The organism is Streptomyces sp. NPDC048636 (genome assembly GCF_040650655.1).
Lineage (GTDB): Bacteria > Actinomycetota > Actinomycetes > Streptomycetales > Streptomycetaceae > Streptomyces.
The window spans coordinates 146,996-166,636 of record NZ_JBEZHR010000012.1; the positions used below are offsets into that span (position 1 = coordinate 146,996).

The following is a 19,641-nucleotide window of genomic DNA, read 5'->3' on the forward strand; positions in this document are numbered from 1 at the left end:
CGCGCGGCATTGCCCCGGTCCTCGCCGTACGAGGGTCCTCGCCGTACGAGGCGGCCGACCGCCGTACCGCCGCCGGGAAGAGCGGTGAATCGCCTTCGGCGACCAGGCGTATGCCCGCACGATCTCGAGGACCCGGCCGGAGGCGTCGGCCCGTGGGAGGGGCGGGCGGTGCTGGCCCTGTGGACGGCGGCCGCGCTCCTGGCGGGCTGGCGGGCGGGGCGCCGACGCGACGCCTGACATCCGATGGCTGCCTCGCCTGTCGTCCGATGGGCCGATGGGGGCAACGCGTGGGTGTGGGGGGCGCGGGCGGGTGGACGGCGGCGCTACGGTGCGGTTTTCGCGCCCGGACGTCGAACCGCCGCTACCCGAGGGGACGTACGTGTTCGTGACAGCCACCCCCACCCGGCCCCACCGCCGCCGCGTGGCCCTCCGCGCACTCACCGCGGCCGCCCTGGCCGCCGCCCTGCTGACCGGCTTACCACCGGCGGGCCCGGCCCGGGCCGGGGCGCAGACCGGCCATCCGTTCCGCGATCCGCGGCTGCCGCTGCGGACGCGGGTGGACGATCTGCTGCACCGGCTCACCCTGGACGAGAAGATCTCCCTGCTCCACCAGTACCAGCCCGCCATCCCCCGGCTCGGTATCCGGTCGTTCAAGACCGGCACCGAGGCCCTGCACGGAGTGGCCTGGCTGGGGAAGGCCACCGTCTTCCCGCAGGCGATCGGGCTCGCCTCGGCCTGGGACCCCGCGCTCGTCCGGCGGGTCGGCTCGGCCGTGGGCGACGAGACCCGCGGCTTCCAGCAGGAGCGTCCGGCCGGCTGGGGGCTCAACGTCTGGGCCCCGGTGGTCAATCTGCTGCGCGATCCGCGCTGGGGCCGCAACGAGGAGGGCTACTCCGAGGACCCGTTCCTGACCGGCGCCGTCTCCACCGCGTACGGCAAGGGGCTGGAGGGCGACGACCCCGGCCACCTCAAGACCGCCCCCACCCTCAAGCACTACCTCGCCAACAACAACGAGTGGCACCGCACCACCACTTCTTCCCAGCTCCGCCCCCGGGTCGAGCACGAGTACGACGAGGGCGCGTTCAAGCCCGCCCTCTCCGCCGATGCCGCGACCGGGGTGATGTCGGCGTACAACCTGGTCAACGGCCGCCCCAATACGGTGAATCCGGATCTGAACGACACCGTGCGCCGGTGGACCCGGCGCGAGCTGTTCCATGTCACCGACGCCCAGGGGCCCGGCAATCTGCTGCCGGGGGTGCAGAACTACTACGCCACGCCCCCCGAGGCGGACGCCGCCGCGCTGAAGGCCGGAATCGACAGCTTCACCAACGACAACACCGACCCCGGCCCCACCCGGGCCGCGCTGCACAGCGCCCTGGACCGCGGGCTGATCACCGTCCCGGATGTGGACCGGGCCGTCCGGCACACCCTCTCCCTCCGCGTCCGGCTGGGCGAGTTCGACCCGGGCGGCGGCCCCTACGGCGACATCGGCCCGTCGGTCATCAACAGCCCGGCCCACCGTGCGCTGGCGCGCGAGACGGCCGCCAAGGCGATGGTGCTGCTGAAGAACCGGGACAAGACCCTTCCGCTGGATCCGGCGCGCACCCGGCGGGTCGCGGTCGTCGGCCCGCTGGCCGACACCCTCTACACCGACTGGTACTCCGGCACCCTGCCCTACAAGGTCACCCCGAAGGCGGGCATCGCCGAGCGGCTGGCGTCGTCCGGCTCCGGCACCGGCTCCGTCACCAGCCGGGAGGGCGTGGACCGCATCGCCCTGCGGAACGCGGAGACCGGCCGCTACCTCACCGCGGGCGGCGGCACCGCCGGAGCCCCGCTCAGGGAGAGCGCCACCCCGGCCGGGGCGGCCGAGCAGTTCGACGTCTTCGACTGGGGCGGCGGGGTGGCGGCCCTGCGCGCCGTCGCCAACGGCCGGTACGTCGGGCTGCACGAGGACGGCACCCTCGTCAACGACCAGACCGAGCCCAACGGCTGGTTCGTCCAGCAGCAGTTCCGGCTGGAGCGGCAGCCCGACGGCACCTGTCTGCTGCGCTACGCGGGCTACGACACCCAGGAGAGCTGGTTCGGCGACAAGCAGTACCTGGCGGCGCGCGAGGACGGCACCGTCGCCCTGGTCACCGCCGAGGACGCCACCCACTACACCCGGGAGGTACGGCGCGACGGGGCGCGGGAAGCCGCCGAGGCGGCGCGCGGCGCCGACGCCGCGGTCGTCGTGGTCGGTTCGATGCCGCTCATCAACGGCAAGGAGGACCACGACCGCACCGACATGGGCCTCGCCCGGCAGCAGGAGAAGATGGTCAGGGCGGTCGAACGGGCCAACCCGCGTACCGTCGTCGTGGTCGAGAACAGCTACCCCACCACCCTCAACTGGGAGAAGGAGCACGCCCCCGCGCTGCTGTGGACCACCCACGCGGGCCAGGAGACCGGCCACGCCCTCGCCGACGTCCTCTTCGGCCGGGTGAACCCGGCGGGGCGGCTCACCCAGACCTGGTACCGCTCGGAGCGGGATCTGCCGAGCATCCTGGACTACGACATCATCCGCTCCGACCGCACCTACCAGTACTTCCGCGGCCGTCCGCTCTACCCCTTCGGCCACGGCCTGTCGTACACCCGGTTCCGCTACGGCCAGGTGAAGCGGGTCCCGGGCGGGGTGGAGGTCCCGGTCACCAACACCGGCTCCCGGGCGGGCGACGAGGTCGTCCAGCTCTACACCCACCAGCGGGCCTCCCGCGACAAACAGCCCCGGGTGCGGCTGCGGGCGTTCCGGCGGGTGTCGCTGGAGCCCGGCCGAACCGCCACGGTCCGGCTGCCGCTGCGCACCGCCGATCTGGCGCACTGGGACGTCACCCGGCGCCGCTGGGTCGTGGAGAGCGGGGTCTACGACCTGATGGTGGGCGCCTCCTCGGCCGATATCCGCACCCGCACGGCGTGGCGGGTCCACGGCGAGACGATCCCCGCCCGCGCTCTCGCACACCGCACCCGGGCGGCGGACTTCGACGACTACGCGGGAACCCGGCTGGTCGACGCCTCCAAGGTGCGCGGTGACGCGGTCGCCGCGGGCCCGCACGGCGGACGCCTGGTCTTCCGGGACGCGGAGCTGGGCCGTGGCGCGTCGGTGTTCACCGTACGGGCGGCGAAGGAGACCCCGGGCCCGGCCACCGTGGAGGTCCGCCTCGACTCCCCCACCGGCCCCCTGGCCGCCACCGCCCACATCCCGAGCACCGGCTCCCGCTACACCTACCGCACGGTGATCGCCCCCCTGACCTCGGCCAAGGGCCGCCACGACATCCACCTGATCCTCAGCGAAGGCGTACGCCTCACCACGTTCACACTCCGCTGAGGAGGCGGACGAACGGCCATGGGTCCGGGGCCGCGGCCCCGGACCCGGGCGTCAGCAGGGGTGGGGTTTGGTCCAGGCGCATTCCAGGGTCTGGGGGGCGGACCGGCGGGGGGTGGCGCGGGGGCGGATGGGCCGTGTGCCGTCCTCGCCGGACTTCGCCAGGGTGACCACGATCGCGTCCTCCAGGCTCTTCACCGACGGCGCGAGGAAGTTGTTGAGCACCACGCTGTAGACCAGCTCCCTGCCGTCCGCGTCGGTGACGTACCCGGAGAGCGCGGAGGCGCCGGTCAGGGTGCCGGTCTTGCCGCGGGCGTTGTGCGCGGCCGGGGTGCCGCACATCCGGGTGCGCAGGGTGCCGCCGACGAAGCGGTCGGCGTCGCAGGCCACCGGCAGCGAGGCGTACCAGTCGGCGTACCAGGGCTCGTCCCGCACCGACAGCAGCAGTGCGCTGAAGTGCCCGGCCGTGACGTTGTCCATACGGGACAGCCCCGAGCCGTCGACCTGGCGCAGTGAACCGACGTCCACGCCCCGCTTCTTCAGCCAGTCGGAGATACCGGTCAGCCCCGCCGTCCAGGTGCCGCGGCCCGCCGTCTCATAGCCGATGGCCTTGGTGAGCACCTCGGCGTGGATGTTGTTGGACAGCTTCATGAAGGGGATCAGCAGCCGTTTGAGCGGCATGGAGCGGTGGGCGGCCAGCGGCCGGGCGCCGTCCGGGGTGGCCCGGCCCAGCCGGGTGGCACCGGCGACGCGCACCCCGTGCCGTTCCAGCGCGTCGGCGAAGACGGCGGCGGCGTAACCGGTGGGCTCCCAGACGCTGACCCACTCCTTGGCGGCCGCCGCCCCGGCGGGGACGCTGCCGCTGAGGGTGAGGGTGTTGGAGCCGTGGCCCCGCTCGACGGTGAGGGTGCTGCCGCTGCCCGCGGCTCCGGTGGTGGCGCGGTTCTCGACGCGTACGTACGAGGTCTTGGGGGTGAGCGTGACGGTGGGCCGGGCGCCGGGCCGGGCGCCCGGTGCGGTCTCGACGATGACGCTGCCCGCGTCGTAGTCGGTGTCCGGCGCCACGCTCAGCGCCGAGATCTGAGCCGCGTAGTACGACGACTCGTCGTCGGCGGCCCAGGAGCGGCCGACCCGCTGGGCGTCGAACCGGGTGTCGTCGGCGAGCAGCCGCCCGGTCACCCGGCGGATCCCGGCGTCGGCGACGGACCTGGCCAGCCGTTCGTAGTCGGCGGCGAGCAGGGTCGGATCACCGGTGCCGCGCAGATACAGATCGCCGCGCAGCACGCGGCCGTGGCGGGTGCCGTCGGTCAGTACGTCGGTGCGGAAGCGGTGGTCGGGGCCGAGCACTCCCATGGCGGCGGCGGAGGTGAGCAGTTTGGTGTTGGAGGCGGGCATCAGCCGGTCGTCGGGCCGGTGCCGGTAGAGCATGGCGCCGCTCCCGGCGTCGGCGACCACCACCCCGGCGGCGCCGCCCTTCAGCGACGGGTCGTCGAGCAGGGTGTCGATGGCCCGGCCGAGCCCGGGGCGGGAGCTGTCCGCACCGGCCGGGGAGCTCCAGCTGAGCGTGCAGGCCAGCCCGATGACCACGGGCCAGATCCAGACGCGCGTACGGCGGTTCACGCGACTCTCAGGTCTCCTCATGCCACCGGAGCATCCCGCACGGTCGGCCGCGGCGACAGGGCGCCACCCGTGGCACGACGAAGGCCCCGCCTTCCGGCGGGGCCTTCGTCGTACATGGGATGAGTGGAGATGGCGGGAATCGAACCCGCGTCCACCGGTGCGGAAACAGGGCTTCTCCGAGCGCAGTCCGCTGTGATTTTCTCGGCCCCGGAGATCACGCGGACAAGTCTCCGACGGGCTCAGTCACTGTTTGATTTCCCACTACACCCCGTGACCGGGTCTAGTGGTTTAGTTCCCTAGTCGATGCCAGGATCCGGGTCGGGAACATCCCCGGGCTGACACTTCGCAAGTCGCTACTTAGGCAGCGAGGGCGAAGGAATCGCGCTTGGTGTTGGCGATTATTGGTTGCGACATATGGTTTACGAGATCATTGCCGCTTCCTCGGCTCGCTTCCCCTGCTTCGACAGCCGCTGTCGAAACCGATCATCCCCATGTGGTGTTTTCAAAGGTGGTGCCATGCCCTCGGAGGGGCACAGCGCCATCATAGGTGAACAACGCGCGACGGGGCCACATGATTCCCGCCCGCCGGGGCGCGCCCGCCGCCCGGGTCAGGCCCGCTGGCGGCGCCGGGCGGCCGAGACCGCCCGGTCGGTCTCGCGCCGGTCCTGCTTCTCCCGCAGGGTCTGGCGCTTGTCGTACTCCTTCTTGCCCTTGGCGAGGGCGACCTCGACCTTGGCCCGGCCGTCCTTGAAGTACAGGGCCAGTGGGACGAGCGTGTGCCCGGTCTCCTGGGTCTTCCCGAGCAGCTTCTCGATCTCCGCCCGGTGCAGCAGCAGCTTCCGCCTGCGCCGCGCGGAGTGATTGGTCCAGGTCCCCTGCGAGTACTCGGGGATGTGCACGTTGTGCAGCCACGCCTCGCCGCCGTCGAGCTGGGCGAAGCCGTCGGCGAGCGAGGCCCGCCCCTGACGCAGCGACTTCACCTCGGTACCGGTGAGCACCAGCCCGCACTCGTACGTGTCCAGGATGTGGTAGTCGTGCCGCGCCTTCTTGTTCTGCGCGATCAGCTTGCGACCCGTCTCTTTAGCCATAGCGAGGACATTCTCGCACTATGACCCGCCCCCGAGGCCACTCAATACTGTGCGGGCCCGGGCTTCGGCGCCGGGTCCCTCGTCGCCCTTGACCGACAGATCGGGGGAGATGCCCTCCCCGTCCACACTGCGACCGGCCGGAGTGCGGTAGTGACCGACGGTGAGCTCGGCGACCGAGCCGTCCGGCAGCTCGCTGGGCATCTGTACCGAGCCCTTGCCGAAGGTGCGGGAGCCGACGACCACGGCGCGGCCGCGGTCCTGGAGGGCGCCGGTGAGCAGCTCGGCGGCGCTCATGGTGCCGCCGTCGACCAGGACCACCAGCGGGCTGTCGGTGTCACCGCCGGGCTTCGCGTCGAGGACGCGCTGCTCACCGCGGACGTCATAGGTGGCGACCAGTCCGCCGTCGAGGAAGGAGGAGGCGGCGGTCACGGCCTCGGTGACCAGCCCGCCGGAGTTGCCGCGGAGGTCGAGCAGGATCCCCTCGCCGTCCGGGATGCTCCGTACCGCGCGCCGGACCCGCTCGCCCGAGCCCCGGGTGAAGGAGCCGACCTTGATACGGACGGCCCCGGCGTCCGGACCGCCGAGGCGGTCCACGGTCACCGGTTCGGTGGCCAGCCGGGCCCGGTGCAGGGTCCGGTGCCAGCTGTGCCCGTCGCGCCGCAGTCCGAGCGCCACGGAGCTGCCCGCGGTCCGCTCGGCGCGGCCGCGCAGCCGGGCGACGACATCGGTGACGGGACGCCCGGTCACCCGGACGCCGTCGACGGTCAGCAGCCGGTCACCGGCGCGGATCCCGGCCTCCCGGGCGGGGCTGCCGGGCTGGACCCGGTCCACCTCGATCCGGCCCTCGCGGCCCTGGCGGGCGGAGATCCCGGTGCCCACATAGGCACCGTTGAGATTGCGGCGGAACCCCTCGTACTCACGGGCGCTGTAGACCGCGCCCCAACGGTCGCCGCTGCGGCTGACCACCTCGCGGGCCGCCTCGGAGCCGGACTTGCCGTCCTGCTGGGCGGCGGCCGCGGCCGCCTTCACCTCGTCGCTCTCCACGGACCCCATGACCGAGTGCGCCGGTATCCGGTGTGCCGCGGAATCGCGCCCGTTCTCCGCCTCCGCGTCCCAGGAGCCCACGGCCGCGCCGGTGGCCAGCACGCTGACGAAGATCAATGCCAGGGCGGCCCCGCGGCGAACGCGGCGGGGCTGGACGAACAGACTCGGGCCCGACATGCCGGTGAGTGTAGGGCACCAACGGGCGCCGTACGGCGGGTTGTCCGGTACGGCGCCCTGGGCGAATGTCACACCTTGAGGTACTTGCGGAGCGCGAAGAAGGCCGCGAGGGCGGGCATCAGCAGCCCGATCGCCAGCACCAGCGGCAGCTTGGCGAGCACCGCGTCCCAGCCGATGAAGTTGATCACGTCGATCTTGTCCACCAGCCAGTTGTTGACCAGGAAGTACTGCCCGCTGACCAGCAGTACGCAGGCGAAGCCCGCGCCCAGCAGCCCCGCGATGGCGGCCTCCATGATGAACGGCATCTGGATATAGAAGCTGGACGCGCCGACCAGTCTCATGATCCCGGTCTCCCGGCGGCGGCTGAACGCCGAGACCCGGACCGTATTGACGATCAGCATCAACGCGACGACCAGCATCAGCGTCATCACCGCGAGGGCCGCGAAGTTCATGCCGTTGAGCAGGTTGAAGAGGTCGTCGACCAGTTTCTTCTGGTCCTGCACCTCCTGCACCCCGGGCCGGGCGGCGAAGGCGGTGGAGATCACGTCATAGCGCTCGGGGTCCTTCAGCTTGATCCGGAAGGACTCCTGCATCTGATCCGGGGTCAGCGAGTCGGCCAGCGGCGAGTCGCCGAACTGCTCCTTGTAGTGCTTGTACGCCTCCTCACTCGTCTCGAAGTGCACCGACTCCACGATGTTCATCTGCTTGAGCTCGGATTCGATCTTTTCCTTCTGGGCCTCGGTGACGGCCCCCTTGGCACAGTTGGCCGAGGTCTCCTTGTCGTTCTTGTTGCAGAGGAAGATCGAGACGTTGACCTTGTCGTACCAGTAGCCCTTCATCGTGCTCACCTGCTCGCGCATGAGCAGGGACCCGCCGAACAGGGCGAGCGAGAGGGCGACGGAGACGATCACCGCGAAGGTCATCGTGAGATTGCGGCGGAGACCGACGCCGATCTCCGACAGGACGAACTGGGCGCGCATGGCGTCCTTTCAGTGCTGGTAGCCGTAGACGCCGCGAGACTGGTCGCGGACGAGACGGCCCTTCTCAAGTTCGATCACGCGCTTGCGCATCTGGTCCACGATCTGCTGGTCGTGGGTGGCCATGACGACGGTGGTGCCGGTCCGGTTGATCCGGTCCAGCAGCTTCATGATCCCGACCGAGGTCTGCGGGTCCAGGTTGCCGGTCGGCTCATCGGCGATCAGCAGCATCGGGCGGTTGACGAACGCGCGCGCGATGGCCACTCGCTGCTGCTCACCGCCGGAGAGCTCACCGGGCATCCGGTCGTCCTTGCCGCCCAGGCCCACCAGGTCGAGCACCTCGGGCACGGTCTTGCGGATGGCGGCGCGCGGCTTGCCGATCACCTCGAGCGCGAAGGCCACGTTCTCGCCGACCGTCTTGTTGGGGAGCAGCCGGAAGTCCTGGAAGACCGTCCCCAGCTGGCGGCGCATATGCGGCACCTTCCAGTTGGACAGCCGCGCGATATCCTTGCCCAGCACATGGACCGCGCCGTGACTGGCCCGCTCCTCCCGGAGGAGGAGACGCAGAAAAGTGGACTTCCCCGACCCCGAGGAGCCCACCAGGAAGACGAACTCGCCCTTCTCGATCTCGAGCGAGACGTCCCGGAGTGCGGGGCGGGTCTGCTTGGGGTAAGTCTTGGATACGTTGTCGAATCGGATCACTGAAGCACCACGGTCGACCTGGGTAGCGGTACGGGCAGCTGCCTGGGCGGCTCCCGTCGGTGTGCGTGACCATACGCGAACCGTGTGCGGCCGCGCAGCGCCGATCCACCTTGGTGCGTTTATTCACGGCACTATTGGGGGCAAACGGTTGACAAAATGACCGCTGTGCCATCCGTGGTGGCCAGGAACCCGTACGGCTACGGCACGGAATCGCACGGGGCGCGCCGAACCGGGCGGAACCTGGCACAGTGGAAGGGGAACCAACCGATTTTCCTGAGCGTTGGCCCCGTGTCTACTGCGGCACCGCCGTGCGGGAGGAGAAAGCGCATGACGTACGACAGGCTCGTCTGCGCCAACTGCGCGAGTCCGGTCAGCGAGGGCCGCTGCCCGGTCTGCCGGGCCAGCAGAGAGCGCCTTCAGCAGCAGGACGGCCTTTTCGGCGGGATGACGCCGGCCGCCCTGATAGCGCTGCTGCTGGCGCTGATCGCGGTGGTCGTGCTGGCTCATGAGGTGGCCGGCGCCACGGCGTGACGTTCGGCCCCAGGCCGAGCACCCCGACATACCGAGGGGCCCGGAGCTCTACGCTCCGGGCCCCTCGTCGTGCTCACGGCCTGTAATCGATCAGGCCATCGTGGCTACGTCCTGTGGTCAGGCCACGTTGTTGCGGTTGACCAGACGCGGCACGAAGCGGAAGCCGATCCCGCCCGCGATCATCGTCGCGGCACCCAGCAGCAGGAACGTGGTCTCACCGGCACCGGTCTCGGCCAGCTGCTCCTTGGCCTTGCCCTGCTCGACCGGCTTGGAGCCGACGTTGTCGGTGTCCGTGTTGTCGTCGCAGTTGGTGCTGTCGAGATCCACGGTGCAGGTGTTGGAGTCGTCCCCACCCTGGTCACCGCCGCCACCGCCCGGGGCGGGCTTGGTGGGCTCATCGGTCGGCTCACCGGTCGGCGGGTCGGTGGGCTCGCTGGTCGGCGGGTCCGTCGGCTCATCGGTCGGCGGGTCCGTCGGCTCGTCCGTGGGCGGGTCCGTCGGCTCGCCGGTCGGCGGCACGGTCGGGTCGTCCGTGGGCGGGTCGGTGGGCTCATCGGTCGGCGGGTCCGTCGGGTCACCGGTCGGCGGGTCCGTCGGAATGGACGTCGGGTCGTCCGTGGGCTCGTCGGTCGGGCCGGGGTTGCCGACGCTCGCGCCGATGTCCACACCCTGTTCGTCGGCGCTGACGGAGGCTCCGACGCCTCCGATGCCGACGTCCACACCCACGGCCGATGCGGCGCCGGCGGCGGTGAGCGACGCACCGGCGGCGATCACCGCGCCGGCTGCTATGCGCGCGATCCGCAACCGCGTCTTCTTCGTCATCTGCCTGCTACCCCCAGTAGCTGTACTCGTCGATGGAGCAGCTATGCACGGGGCCACGGCCGTCGGGGTGCAGTTCCGCGGTCACCGCCGCAACTGGCGGTCCGCCGGTCCCCGTTCACACGCGCCCCAGGACATACGCATGCCGCGCGTCAGCCTTCCGGGTTCTGAAATCACCGTCAAGGTCATTTCCGTGCGAGATGTCCGCTATGCATTTCCTTGAGTGATGCATGGGTACAGGACTGTGACCAAAAAGCGCGCGGACGCGGCCACTTGGGGACCGATCGGTCCTACTTCTCCTGCTGCTTCCGCCAGCGGATCCCGGCCTCGAGGAAGCCGTCCAGCTCGCCGTCGAGCACCGCCTGCGGATTGCCGACCTCGAACTCGGTACGCAGGTCCTTGACCATCTGGTATGGGTGCAGGACGTAGGAACGCATCTGGTTGCCCCAGGAGTTGCCGCCGTCGCCCTTGAGCGCGTCCATCTTGGCCTGCTCCTCCTGCCGGCGGCGCTCGAGCAGCTTCGCCTGGAGGACGTTCATCGCGGTGGCCTTGTTCTGGATCTGCGAGCGCTCGTTCTGGCAGGAGACCACGATGCCGGTCGGGATATGGGTCAACCGCACCGCGGAGTCCGTGGTGTTGACGCCCTGGCCGCCGGGGCCGGACGAACGGTAGACATCGACCCGCAGCTCGGACTCGTCGATCTCGATATGGTCGGTCTGCTCGACCACCGGCAGCACCTCGACACCCGCGAACGAGGTCTGACGGCGGCCCTGGTTGTCGAAGGGCGAGATCCGCACCAGCCGGTGGGTGCCCTGCTCGACCGAGAGGGTGCCGTAGGCGTACGGGATCTGGACGGCGAAGGTGGTCGACTTGATACCGGCCTCCTCCGCGTACGACGTCTCGTAGACCTCGGTCTTGTAGCCATGGCGCTCGGCCCAGCGCAGATACATCCGCTGGAGCTGCTCGGCGAAGTCGGCGGCGTCGACCCCGCCCGCCTCGGCGCGGATGTTGACCAGGGCCTCCCGGGAGTCGTACTCGCCGGACAGGAGGGTGCGCACCTCCATCTCGTCGACGGCCTTGCGCACCGCCTCCAGCTCGGCCTCGGCCTCGGCGCGGGCGTCCTCGTCGCCCTCGTCCGCGGCGAGCTCGAAGAGCACCTCGAGGTCGTCGATACGGCCGCGCAGCTCCTCGGTCCGGCGAAGGTGCCCCTGGAGATAGGACAGCTTGCTGGTGATCTTCTGCGCGCTCTCCGGGTCGTCCCACAGGGACGGGGCCGCCGCCTGCTCCTCGAGCACGGCGATGTCGGCCCTCATCTTGTCGAGGTCCAGGACGGCCTCGATCGACCCCATGGTCGAGGAGAGGGACTTCAGCTCTTCGGATACATCGACGACTGCCACGGCACCAGCGTAACCGCTGCGGCAGACTGACCGGCCCCGGTCAGGGAGTCCCGGCGTCCTGGGAGCTGGAGTGCTCCCCGCCCTTGGGCGGATCGCCCCCGTCATCGCCGCCGGTGGCCAGCCATCCACCGACCGCGATCGCGATCAGCGCGGCCGCCGAGACCACGGCGGCCTTCACCCGGCGGCGGCGCACCGCCTCCGAGGGCCGGTTACGGGCCGAGCCCGCCCGGCGCTGGCCGTGCATCCGAGGAGCGCGCGCGGTGCCGTGGGCGCCGCCCGCGAGCTCGTCGGCGCTGGGCACCCGCATGCTGGTGTGGGTGTCCCGGCTGGAGTCGGGTACGGCGCCGGGGACCAGCGGCACCGCGCCGCGCCGCCGCGGCTGCGGCCCGGCGGCCGGGCCCCGGTGGGCGGGCTCCTCATAGCCGCCCTCGCCGTCCTCCTCCTGCTCGTCATCGGGCTCGTCGATGTCCAGCGGCGGATATCCGGCCAGGCTCGGCAGCACCTCACGCAGCCGCGTCGCCAGCTCGGAGGCGCGCAGCCGGGAGGCGGGCGCCTTGGCCAGACACTGGAGCAGCAGCTGCCACAGCTCATCGGGGATCCCGGGCAGCGGGGCCACGGTCTCGGTCACATGGCGGCGCAGGATCGCGCCGGGGTGGCCGCCGCCGAACGGGGTGAACCCGGCCAGCAGCTCGTACAACACGGTGGCCAGCGCGTACACATCGACACTGGCCCGCGGCGGCAGCCCCTCGATGATCTCCGGGGCCAGATAGTCCGGGGTGCCGATGACACTGCGCGGATTCGGCGAACGGCCCTGACCCTGGCCCTGCTGCTGGCCGCGGCCGGGGTGCCGCTCGCGGATCCGGCTGGGGGCGTCGACCAGGCGCGCGATGCCGAAGTCGGTGAGCAGGGCGGGGTGGGAGCCGCCGGGGCCGAGCGGGCCCTGCATGTCCAGCAGCACGTTCTCCGGCTTGACGTCGCGGTGCACCACCCCGGCGGCGTGCGCCGCGGCCAGCCCGTCCGCCACGTCCGCGGCGATGGCGACCGCCGCCTCCGGGGCGAGCCGCCGCTCGCGGGCCAGCCGGGTACGCAGATCCGTACCGCGGATCAGGTCCATGACGAGCGCCAGGTCGTTGCCGTCGACCACCAGGTCGCGCACGCCGACCACCCGGGGGTGGTCGAGGCCGAGCAGCGCGGTGCGCTCCTGTACGAATCGGCCGACCAGCTCCTGGTCGGAGGAGAGGTCCTCGCGCAGGAGCTTGATGGCGACGGGGCCCTCGGGCCCCTCGCCCAGCCACACCGTGCCGGCGCTGCCGCGTCCCAGGACCTGGTGCGCGGTGTACCGGCTGCCGATCTTCCGTGACAAGACTGCTCCGAATCCTCCGACAGGGGGGCACGTTGGCGACAAAGCTACGCGGCTACTGGCGCGTTGGGTGCGCCAGACCACGCCAACTGTCACTTCTGCGGCGGAAAACACCCTTCGGATGTCGACAAATCACCGAAGTCGGGGGGAGCGGAGCGGAATCGGGGACGGCTCCGGACGACCGGTCGGTCCGGACAGCCGAGGGTTTCGGACGACCGGTCAGCCGGTCGGTCCTCAACCCGTCGGTCCGTCAATCGGTCGGTCCGTCAACCCGTCGGTCACGTCAACCCGTCGGTCCGTCAGCCGGTCAGCTCGGGCCGCCCAGGTCGGAGATCCACTGCCTGATGTCGGAGATCCAGTCGCTGACGGCGTCCCAGTAGCTCTTGCCCTCGGCGACCCAGTCCTTGAGCGGGGTCAGCTCCCAGACCAGCCAGGAGCCCACCACCAGGACCACGATCACGAACAGACAGCCCTTGAGGCACCCCAGGCCCGGGATCTTCATCCGGTTGGGGTTGGAGCCGCGCTGACGCGGCGGTTCGGGCTGCTGCGGCTGCTGTGGCGGCGGGGCGTAGCGCTGCGGCTGCGGCTGCTGGGGGTGGTGCGGCGCCGGGGCGTAGTTCTGCGGCTGCTGGTACGGCGGCGGCTGCTGACGGCGCTGCTGACGCTGCGGCGGCTGATGGGGCTGCTGCGGCTGCTGGTACGACTGCGGCGGCTGCTGGGGCGCCGGGCGGCGCTGGGGGCGGCGGCGCAGCGGGTCCTCGCTCGGGTCCAGGTACTGGACCTGCGTCTGGTCATTACGGTCGCGGGCCGCGCGGAGCTGGTTCTGCCAGGGGTGCGCGTCGTCCCCGCCCGGCTGGCCGGGCGGCACGGGCGGCATCGCGCGCGTCGGATCGCCGTTTCCGCCGGGTCCCGAGCCGGTCGGCAGCACCTGGGTGGGGTCGGCGTTCGGCCCGGTGGTGGGCAGCACATTGGTGGCCGCGGCCGGGTCGTACGAGGGCGCGTTGGTCGGCAGCACCTGGGTGGGGTCGGCGGCGCCCGCGGGACCGGTGTCCGGCACCGGCGCGGGCGCCGGGTCCGGCGCGAGCAGCCCGGCGACGCCGAGCGCCGCCTCCGCCTGCGCGGCCGAGGCGTGCACCCCGACACCGGAGGCGACCACGCGCAGGCCGCGGGCCAGGTTCTCGGCGCTGGGGCGCTCGTCGGGGTTCTTGCGCAGACAGCGCTCTATGACCGTCCACAGCGGCTCGGGCACCGTGGTGGGGCGGCGCGGCTCCTCGCTGAGGTGGCGGTGCAGCACCTCGAGCGCCGTGTTGCCCGCGAACGGCGGACGGCCGGTCACCAGCTCGTACAGCAGGATGCCCGCGCCGTAGATGTCGACCGCGGAGGTCTGCGGACGGCCCTCGGCGGACTCCGGCGCCACATAGGCCGGGGTGCCGACGAACTCCTGGGTGCGGGTGAGACCGGGCGAGTCCGCCAGCCGCGCGATGCCGAAGTCGGTCAGCATCGGGTGCATCTCCTGGCCCTCACCGGTGCCCGCGAGCAGCACGTTGGCGGGCTTCAGATCGCGGTGCACCACGCCGTCGGCGTGACTGGCGGCGAGCGCGTCGGCGATCTGGGCGGTGAGGAGGGCCGCGGCGACGGGGGTGAACGGGCCGTTGCGGCGCAGGTAGTTGTGGAGGTCCGGACCGTCGATCAGGTCCATGACGAGGGCGAGCAGATCGCCCTCCACCACCAGGTCGCGGGTGCGGACGATATTGGGGTGGGTGAGCCGGAGCAGCACGGAGCGTTCGCGCAGGAAGCGCATGACGATCTCCGCGTCGTTCGCGAGCTCCTCCTTGAGGACCTTGATCGCGACGGTCTCGCCGGGCTGCCCGGCCACGGCGGCCTCGGCCCCCGCCGTCTCCCGCTGGCGGGCTCGCCAGACGGTGCCCGTGGCTCCGCGTCCGAGCGGCTCCTCGAGCAGGTACTTGCTGCCTACCGGCCGCACGTCATGCGCTCCCTGATCGTGGTCTTCATTCGCTTGCGTCGTCCACGGCGCGGTCTGTCGCACCGCTTGTCCTGCTGGGTCGTACCCGTCCGCCCCACTGTAATGGGGACGCGCGAGCGTCCGTACTGATCACCACACGAGTGGACGGGAGCGGTGTCCCGCCCGCCCCTCCTCGCGGGTCTCGCGGTCCCGGCGGGGTTTGGGGGGAAGACGTGCGCTGCGGACAGTTGGTTGCCATGTGTGGCCACTCGGGGGGTGCGCCCCGCGCCCCGGCACCGTCGCAACCACCGTCGATCCGGTCGCAATCAACCACTTTCGGCCGACCAGCCGACCAATCAAGATCATGTAACGCCGGGCGGCGGGCGAAGTGTCAGCGGCAGGTGCGAGGATGCACGCAGCACGAAGCGCCGAGCGGCGGGAGGCTCACGCTCCGTGACCCGTACGACCCCGTACGGACCTGTACGTGCCGAAGGGCCTGGGGGCGGTGGTGGGGATCGGCACCCCTGCCCGGCCTCCCGGACAGAAGGGACCGTTGACGGCGATGCAGATTCGGCTGACCGTCCTCGGGCCGCGCGGCGCCCACCCGGGCCGTTCCGGCCATCCGTCCGCCGCGCACGCGCCGGTGTGCGCGGTGGACGTGCTCGTGACCGCCCCGGTCGGCACGGCCCTCGCCTCGGTGGCGAGCGGGCTGGCCACGGCGGTGGCCGCGGCCGGGAGCGACGCGGGCGGGGGCGGCGGGGCGGTCGTGCTGTACGCGGGGACCGAGCGGCTGGACCCGCAGCGCTGCGCGCTCGGCGAGCCGCCGCTCGTGGACGGCGCGGTGCTCTCGCTGCACGCCCCGGCCGACCCCGAGCGCTCCCCGGCGTACACGGGCTCCCCCGGGCTGCCGGAGGCGGCCGTCACCGAGGCCGCGGTCCATCTCGACGTGATCGCCGGGCCGGACGCGGGCGGGGTCCATCTGCTGCACGGCGGCCAGGTCCGGGTGGGCCGCTCCGCGGACGCGGACGTACCCCTCGACGACCCCGACGTCTCCCGGCTGCACTGCGCGGTGACGGTCACCGAGGACGGCGCAGTGACCGTGGCCGACCTCGGCTCGACCAACGGCACGGCGGCCGACGGCGCCCCCGTCGGCCCTCATCCGGTGCCGCTGGCGCCGGGGGCGCTGCTGCGGATCGGCGAGTCCGCGCTGCGGCTGCGGACGCCCGGGGCGGCCCCCTCGCCCCCGCCCCGCCTCCCCGCCCACCCGGACGGCGAGGGCCATCTGCGGGTCGCACCCCGGCCGGACGCCGGTCCGCTCGGCCATACGGAGGGCTCCCGCACCGGCGCCACCCACTTCACCGAGGGCGCCTGGACGCCCCTGGCGCACCACCCCGGCACGGACGGTGACCACGACGGCCCGAGCGGCGAAGGTGACGAACGCCACATGCGCCCGCCGGAGGCGTGGACCCCTGACCCGAGGACGGAGCCGGACCATACGAGCGCTCGGGCACCGCGCCGCCAGGATGGCGAGGGCGCGAGCCGGGGCGGCGCGGGCCGGTGGGACACCGGCAGCTCGGGCCGGACCGGCCAAGGCGCCGACGGCCCCCGGGCCACCGGCGGCCACGGCGACACGCCGTACGACGCCCCCACGGCGCGCGGCGAGCGGGCGGCCGAGGGCCGGTGGGACACCGCCGACCCGTACGGCGACGCGGACCGGACCGGTCAGGAGGCCAACGACGGCCGCCCCGGCCACGGCAGGACGCCGTACAACGACCCCGCCCCGGGCGCTTCCGGGGCGCGGGCCGGGCGCGACGGCGAGCGGAGCCCCGGGGGGCGGTTGGACGGGACGCATGCGCATCCGCGGGCGTACACCTTCGACGTTCCCGGGGCGCAGCCGCGGCGGCGTGGGATAGGGGCCTGGGTGCGGCAGTTCGCCGCCGGGAAGGGCGAGCGGGCCGGTGGGCGTGACGACGGCGGCGCGCGCGACGCGGCGGAGCGGGCGGCGGCCGAGGCGGAGGCCCTTCAGCTGCGGTGGCCGGATCTCGCCGCCGTGCTGATGACCGCGCTCGGCCCCGGCCCCCGGCTGTGGGAGCGCGCCCCGGACCATCCGGACACGCTCGCCGTACGGCTCGGCTCCGCCGACCGACTGGCCTCCGAGGGCGCGCTGTTGCCCGCCGCCCCCGTCACCGTCTCACTGCGCCGGGCCGGTTCGCTGGGACTCGCGGGACCGCGCGCCCGGCTGGCCGGGCTCGCCCGGTCGGTGGTGGCGCAGCTCGCGGCGCTGCACTCGCCCTCCGCGCTGGAGATCGTGCTGATCAGCACCGACCGCGCCCGTGCCGTCGAGGACCGGCTCGCCGAGTGGTCATGGCTGGGCTGGCTGCCGCAGGTGCGCCCGCTGCGCGGGCAGGACTGCCGGTTGCTGCTTGCGTACGACACCGAGCAGGCGACGGCCCGCGCGGCCGAGTTGACGCGGCGGCTGGAGGACGGGCCGCTGGGCCCGTCATGGGCCGGCTCTCCCCCGGCCGCCGTGGCCTCGGCGGCGGCCCGCCACTCCGGGCCGTACACCGTGGTGCTCGTGGATGGCGACCCCGGACCGGCCTCGCTGCGCGAGACGTTCGCGGCACTGGCCGCCGGCGGTCCGGCCGCCGGAATCCATCTGGTGTGTCTGGCCGAGGCCCCGGCCACCTCACCCGCGTCGCCGGTGTCGCGGAGCCACGCGGCCGCGCGCTCGGCGTCCACCGCCTTCGCCGCCTGTGGCGTGGCCGCGCTGCTGAGCGGCGATGTGGCCACGGGGTTGCAGATCGTGCACCGGGACGACCCCCACCACTCCCTCGAATCGGCCGGTGGCACGACGACCGTGACGGTGGACGCGGTGTCGGGGGCGTGGGCCGAGCGGTTCGCGCGGGCGCTCGCGCCACTGCGCCCGGCCGCGTCCGCACAGGGCGGTACGGACGGTCCGGGCCGTCTGCCGACCACCCCGCTGCCGGACACCGCCCGGCTGCTGGACGAGTTGGGGCTGGCCCGGGCCACGCCCGCGTCGCTGCTGGCGCGTTGGGCCGCGGCGGCCGACGAGGTCCCGGCGGGCGGCCGGGCACAGGCGGTGCTCGGCGCCGGGCCGCGCGGCCCGCTGGCGGTCGATCTGGCGGCGGACGGCCCGCATCTGGCGGTCGACGGAGCCGCGGGCACCGGTAAGACGGAGCTGCTGCGGTCGCTGGCCGCCTCGCTCGCGGCGGCCGAGCGGCCGGACCGGCTGGAGCTGGTCCTGGTCGACGGCGCGGGCGCCGGATCGGGGTCCGGCGCGAGCGCGGCGGGCGGCGGCGAGGGTCTGCGGGTGTGCACGGACCTGCCGCATGTCTCGACGTATCTGGCCGCCTCCGATCCGGTGCGGATGCGGGAGTTCGCGCAGGCGCTCAGCTCGGAGCTCAAGCGCCGCGCGGAGCTGCTGGGCCCCCAGGACTTCACCACCTGGCACACCGGCCTCCCCGGCACCGTTCCCGAGGAATCGGGCCGCCCGCCCACAGGCGGCGGCCCGGTCATCGGCGCCCAGGCGACGGGCAGCGCCGCGCCCGGCCGGTCCGCCACCGGCGGCCCGGAGTCGATGTCGAGCGGGCGCGCCCCCACCGGACAACCCGGCGCCCCCACCGGACAACCCACCGGCGGCGCCACCATCGGCGCCCAGGCGAGTGGCCGTTCGCATCCCGAGCGCCGAACCGGCGAGGGGCCGGGCTCCGCTGCCCAGGCCACCGGCCGGTCCGGCGCCACCGGCTCGTCCGGCGCCGCCACCGACCCGTCGCGGGGCCCGCGGGTGGTGGCGCCCCGGGTGGCCGGGGACGTGGATCCGCCATCCGGGGACACCGGGGACACCCTGCGCACCCTCAACCTGCGCACCCAGCACGGAGGGCAGCACGGGCAGCACGAACAGCGCGCCCGGCGCCCGCTCCCCCGGCTCGTGGTGCTCGTCGACGACTACGACGCGCTGGTCGCCCCCGCGCTCGGCAGCCCCGGCCGTCCGGCCGCCGGGTCCGTGGTGCGGGCGCTGGAGGCCATCGCGCGGGACGGGGCGCGGCTGGGAGTGCACCTGGTGGCGGCATCGGGGCGCCCGGAGCGTACGGCGGAGACCGCGGCGGTCGGGCGCGCCGGGCTCCGGGTCACCCTGGAGTCCCGGCCCGGCCCCCATGACACCCCCGAACCGGCCCCGCCCACCCCCTCCGAGCGGCCCGGCACCACCACCCCGTCCGCCCCGGGCGAGCACGCCCCCGGCCGGGGACGGCTGTTCGGCCCCGGCGGCGGCGCGGTGACGCCGTTCCAGGCGGGGCGGGTGACCGGGCGGATACCGCGTACCGCGACCCAGCGGCCCACCGTGGTGCCGCTCGAATGGGCGCGGATGGGCGATCCGCCCACCCGGCGGCCGCTACGCGAACTCGGCAATGGGCCAACGGACTTGGCACTGCTCGCCAGCGCGCTCCAGCGGGCCGCGCAGTCGGCGGACGCCACCACCGCGCCCGCGCTGATCTGACCGTTCCGCCCGGCTGTTCCGGCTGGTTCCGGCTGTGGCCGCTCCTGCCCGGCTTTCCGTGTCGATCTTCCCATCCTCCCCTCTGACCCCCC

The 19,641-nt window shown here is 73.0% G+C and carries 13 protein-coding genes and 1 other RNA gene; 4 read left to right on the forward strand and 10 right to left on the reverse strand.

All coding sequences use genetic code 11. From position 1 onward, the window contains the following. The first annotated feature begins 84 nt into the window (after window positions 1-84). Together AB0C66_RS27865 and AB0C66_RS27870 are read left to right on the forward strand one after the other, a co-directional pair. Complete coding sequence (locus tag AB0C66_RS27865) at window positions 85-237, forward strand: hypothetical protein (protein WP_362444247.1); 153 nt, start codon at window positions 85-87, stop codon at window positions 235-237. Window positions 238-538: 301 nt separating this feature from the next. Further along, a complete protein-coding gene (locus AB0C66_RS27870) occupies window positions 539-3,358 on the forward strand; it encodes a glycoside hydrolase family 3 C-terminal domain-containing protein (RefSeq protein WP_362444425.1) in 2,820 nt (939 codons plus the stop codon). 51 nt (window positions 3,359-3,409) lie between these two features. Here AB0C66_RS27870 and dacB read toward each other — a convergent pair whose 3' ends face one another. The 6 genes from dacB to ftsE form a co-directional block, all read right to left on the reverse strand. After that, window positions 3,410-4,996 (reverse strand): D-alanyl-D-alanine carboxypeptidase/D-alanyl-D-alanine-endopeptidase, encoded by a 1,587-nt coding sequence (gene dacB / locus AB0C66_RS27875; protein ID WP_362444250.1) that lies wholly within the window; start codon window positions 4,994-4,996, stop codon window positions 3,410-3,412. A 100-nt stretch (window positions 4,997-5,096) separates the two neighbouring features. Further along, window positions 5,097-5,466: a transfer-messenger RNA gene (ssrA, locus tag AB0C66_RS27880) on the reverse strand. 117 nt (window positions 5,467-5,583) lie between these two features. After that, window positions 5,584-6,063 (reverse strand): SsrA-binding protein SmpB, encoded by a 480-nt coding sequence (gene smpB, locus AB0C66_RS27885; protein ID WP_362444253.1) that lies wholly within the window; start codon window positions 6,061-6,063, stop codon window positions 5,584-5,586. A gap of 18 nt (window positions 6,064-6,081) precedes the next feature. Next, the gene (locus AB0C66_RS27890; protein WP_362444256.1) at window positions 6,082-7,284 is read right to left on the reverse strand and encodes a S41 family peptidase; all 1,203 of its coding nucleotides are present in this window, start codon (window positions 7,282-7,284) and stop codon (window positions 6,082-6,084) included. A 68-nt stretch (window positions 7,285-7,352) separates the two neighbouring features. Then, window positions 7,353-8,264: a permease-like cell division protein FtsX gene (gene ftsX, locus AB0C66_RS27895; protein ID WP_362444259.1), complete on the reverse strand. Its 912-nt coding sequence runs from the start codon at window positions 8,262-8,264 to the stop codon at window positions 7,353-7,355. A gap of 9 nt (window positions 8,265-8,273) precedes the next feature. Then, window positions 8,274-8,963, reverse strand: a complete 690-nt coding sequence (gene ftsE, locus AB0C66_RS27900; protein ID WP_362444262.1) for a cell division ATP-binding protein FtsE — start codon at window positions 8,961-8,963, stop codon at window positions 8,274-8,276. 327 nt (window positions 8,964-9,290) lie between these two features. On the opposite strand from ftsE, the gene AB0C66_RS27905 reads away from it, so the two are divergent. Continuing rightward, entirely contained in the window at window positions 9,291-9,494 is a 204-nt protein-coding gene (locus tag AB0C66_RS27905; RefSeq protein ID WP_362444265.1) for a hypothetical protein, read from the forward strand. 117 nt (window positions 9,495-9,611) lie between these two features. Here AB0C66_RS27905 and AB0C66_RS27910 read toward each other — a convergent pair whose 3' ends face one another. The 4 genes from AB0C66_RS27910 to AB0C66_RS27925 all read right to left on the reverse strand — a co-directional run bounded on the left by AB0C66_RS27910 (window position 9,612) and on the right by AB0C66_RS27925 (window position 15,054). After that, a complete protein-coding gene (locus tag AB0C66_RS27910; protein ID WP_362444268.1) occupies window positions 9,612-10,316 on the reverse strand; it encodes an LPXTG cell wall anchor domain-containing protein in 705 nt (234 codons plus the stop codon). A gap of 287 nt (window positions 10,317-10,603) precedes the next feature. Next, a complete protein-coding gene (gene prfB / locus AB0C66_RS27915; protein WP_362444270.1) occupies window positions 10,604-11,710 on the reverse strand; it encodes a peptide chain release factor 2 in 1,107 nt (368 codons plus the stop codon). A gap of 40 nt (window positions 11,711-11,750) precedes the next feature. After that, the gene (locus tag AB0C66_RS27920) at window positions 11,751-13,073 is read right to left on the reverse strand and encodes a serine/threonine-protein kinase (protein WP_362444273.1); all 1,323 of its coding nucleotides are present in this window, start codon (window positions 13,071-13,073) and stop codon (window positions 11,751-11,753) included. 304 nt (window positions 13,074-13,377) lie between these two features. After that, window positions 13,378-15,054 (reverse strand): serine/threonine-protein kinase, encoded by a 1,677-nt coding sequence (locus AB0C66_RS27925; protein WP_362444276.1) that lies wholly within the window; start codon window positions 15,052-15,054, stop codon window positions 13,378-13,380. A gap of 541 nt (window positions 15,055-15,595) precedes the next feature. Between AB0C66_RS27925 and AB0C66_RS27930 the strand changes: the two genes are divergently transcribed. Continuing rightward, the gene (locus AB0C66_RS27930; RefSeq protein WP_362444279.1) at window positions 15,596-19,549 is read left to right on the forward strand and encodes an FHA domain-containing protein; all 3,954 of its coding nucleotides are present in this window, start codon (window positions 15,596-15,598) and stop codon (window positions 19,547-19,549) included. Window positions 19,550-19,641: the final 92 nt, after the last annotated feature.

Coding starts and splice junctions, on each gene's coding strand:
- dacB (WP_362444250.1), bottom strand. CDS start 4,996: ATGAGGAGACCTGAGAGTCGCGTGAACCGCCGTACGCGCGTCTGGATC.
- smpB (WP_362444253.1), bottom strand. CDS start 6,063: ATGGCTAAAGAGACGGGTCGCAAGCTGATCGCGCAGAACAAGAAGGCG.
- AB0C66_RS27890 (WP_362444256.1), bottom strand. CDS start 7,284: ATGTCGGGCCCGAGTCTGTTCGTCCAGCCCCGCCGCGTTCGCCGCGGG.
- ftsX (WP_362444259.1), bottom strand. CDS start 8,264: ATGCGCGCCCAGTTCGTCCTGTCGGAGATCGGCGTCGGTCTCCGCCGC.
- AB0C66_RS27905 (WP_362444265.1), top strand. CDS start 9,291: ATGACGTACGACAGGCTCGTCTGCGCCAACTGCGCGAGTCCGGTCAGC.
- AB0C66_RS27910 (WP_362444268.1), bottom strand. CDS start 10,316: ATGACGAAGAAGACGCGGTTGCGGATCGCGCGCATAGCAGCCGGCGCG.
- AB0C66_RS27930 (WP_362444279.1), top strand. CDS start 15,596: ATGCAGATTCGGCTGACCGTCCTCGGGCCGCGCGGCGCCCACCCGGGC.